This window comes from Pseudonocardia pini, assembly GCF_013870575.1.
Taxonomy (GTDB): Bacteria; Actinomycetota; Actinomycetes; order Mycobacteriales; family Pseudonocardiaceae; genus Pseudonocardia; species Pseudonocardia pini.
This window is the reverse complement of the sequence record NZ_JACBXB010001089.1, coordinates 1-1,379: the sequence shown is the minus strand read 5'-3', so window position 1 is coordinate 1,379 and position 1,379 is coordinate 1. Positions and strand designations below refer to the sequence as shown.

Sequence of the window (1,379 nt, the reverse complement as noted above, 5' to 3'; positions counted from 1 at the left end):
GATCACCAAGAGGATGCTGGTGGCGGACCAGGCGGCGCACCCGCCGTTCGGGCTACCGGCTGGCGCAGAGCGAGGCTGCGCACAAGCGGTACGCGCTCGGCGCCGCGGCGAGCGAGGTCGAGTCGTTCGTGGCGGACGTCAGCATCCCGACCCCCCGCGTCGGCTGACCCACCGCGTCAGTCGGCGGCGTCGATGCGGGCGTCGATCTGCGCCGCCAGCTCGGTGTCCTTCGCGGTCAGTCCGCCCTCGGAATGGGTGGAGAGCCGGAAGGTCAGCGTGCGCCAGCGGATGTCGATGTCCGGATGGTGGTCGCGCTCCTCGGCGTCCTCGGCCACCCGGCCCACGACGGCGATCGCGACCGGGAAGCTCGACAGCTCGGCGGTGCGGACGATCGAGTCCCCCTCCCGCTCCCAGCCGGTGAGCCCGGCCAGCGCGGCGGAGACCTCGTCGTCGCTCAGCAGTTCGGCCATGCGGCCATCCTGGACTAGGCGTCCCGACGCTGCATCCGCCAGATCGCGAGACCCAGGCCGATCGCGGCGTAGCAGAGCGCGCGCAGGGTGGACGAGCCCATGGCGTCGAGCACGACGGGATCCCGCAGCGCGTCCGCCCCGGCGGTCCAGCCGCTGGTCAGCAGCCACGGCTGCAGCCAGTCCAGCGCCGGGATCGCGGACAGCACACCGAAGGTGATCAACCCGCCGAGCACCGAGGCCAGCACGACCAACGGATGCTCGGTCAGCGACGACACCGCGAGTGCCACCGCCCCCACCGCCGCGAGCTGCCCGACGACCCACAGCGCCACGAGCGCGACCCGCGCCAGCCCCGCACCCAGCGAGAGGGTGGTGCCGGAGAGGGTGACCATCTGCCCGTCGGCGCTGCCGACCACGACCATGCCCGCCAGCACCCCGACGACGGCGATCACCAGCACCGCGACGACCGCCACCACCAGCACGCCGAAGGCCTTCACCCCGACCAGCCGGAGCCTGCTCACCGGCGCGAGCAGCAGCCCGCGCAGAGTGCCGTGCGAGGCCTCGCCCGCCACGGCGTCTGCGGCGGCCATCGCGACCGCGAGCGGCAGGAGCAGGGCGAGCGCCACGGTGAGCGCCGCGATCGGGAGTACCAACCCGTTGCCCGCCACGGTCCCGATGAGTCCCGGCCCGTTCCGGTCCGCGACCACCACCCCGATCGCGATCAGGATCGGGATCAGCGCGAACAGGCCCAGCGTGATCAGGGTGCGGGGCCTGCGGAACACCCAGCGGACCTCGGCCGCGAGCATCCTCGGCAGGGGCGCCGCGGTCCGTTCGAGCACGGTCATCCCTCCGTCAGCTGCGCGAACAGCTCCTCCAGCCGGGGACGACGGCGGCGCGCCTCGTGCACGGCCA

At 73.5% G+C, this 1,379-nt stretch carries 2 protein-coding genes; both read right to left on the bottom strand.

The window, feature by feature from the left end:
* Positions 1-176: 176 nt before the first annotated feature.
* Positions 177-470, bottom strand: a complete 294-nt coding sequence (locus H5J29_RS32765; RefSeq protein ID WP_181784769.1) for a 4a-hydroxytetrahydrobiopterin dehydratase — start codon at positions 468-470, stop codon at positions 177-179.
* 14 nt (positions 471-484) lie between these two features.
* Positions 485-1,312 carry an ABC transporter permease gene (locus H5J29_RS32760; RefSeq protein ID WP_181784768.1) on the bottom strand — a complete coding sequence of 276 codons (828 nt, stop codon included), beginning with the start codon at positions 1,310-1,312 and terminating at the stop codon, positions 485-487.
* Positions 1,313-1,379: the final 67 nt, after the last annotated feature.

Excerpts from the sequence above, each read along its gene's own strand:
- H5J29_RS32760 (WP_181784768.1), bottom strand. The coding sequence starts at position 1,312 with ATGACCGTGCTCGAACGGACCGCGGCGCCCCTGCCGAGGATGCTCGCG.
- H5J29_RS32765 (WP_181784769.1), bottom strand. The coding sequence starts at position 470 with ATGGCCGAACTGCTGAGCGACGACGAGGTCTCCGCCGCGCTGGCCGGG.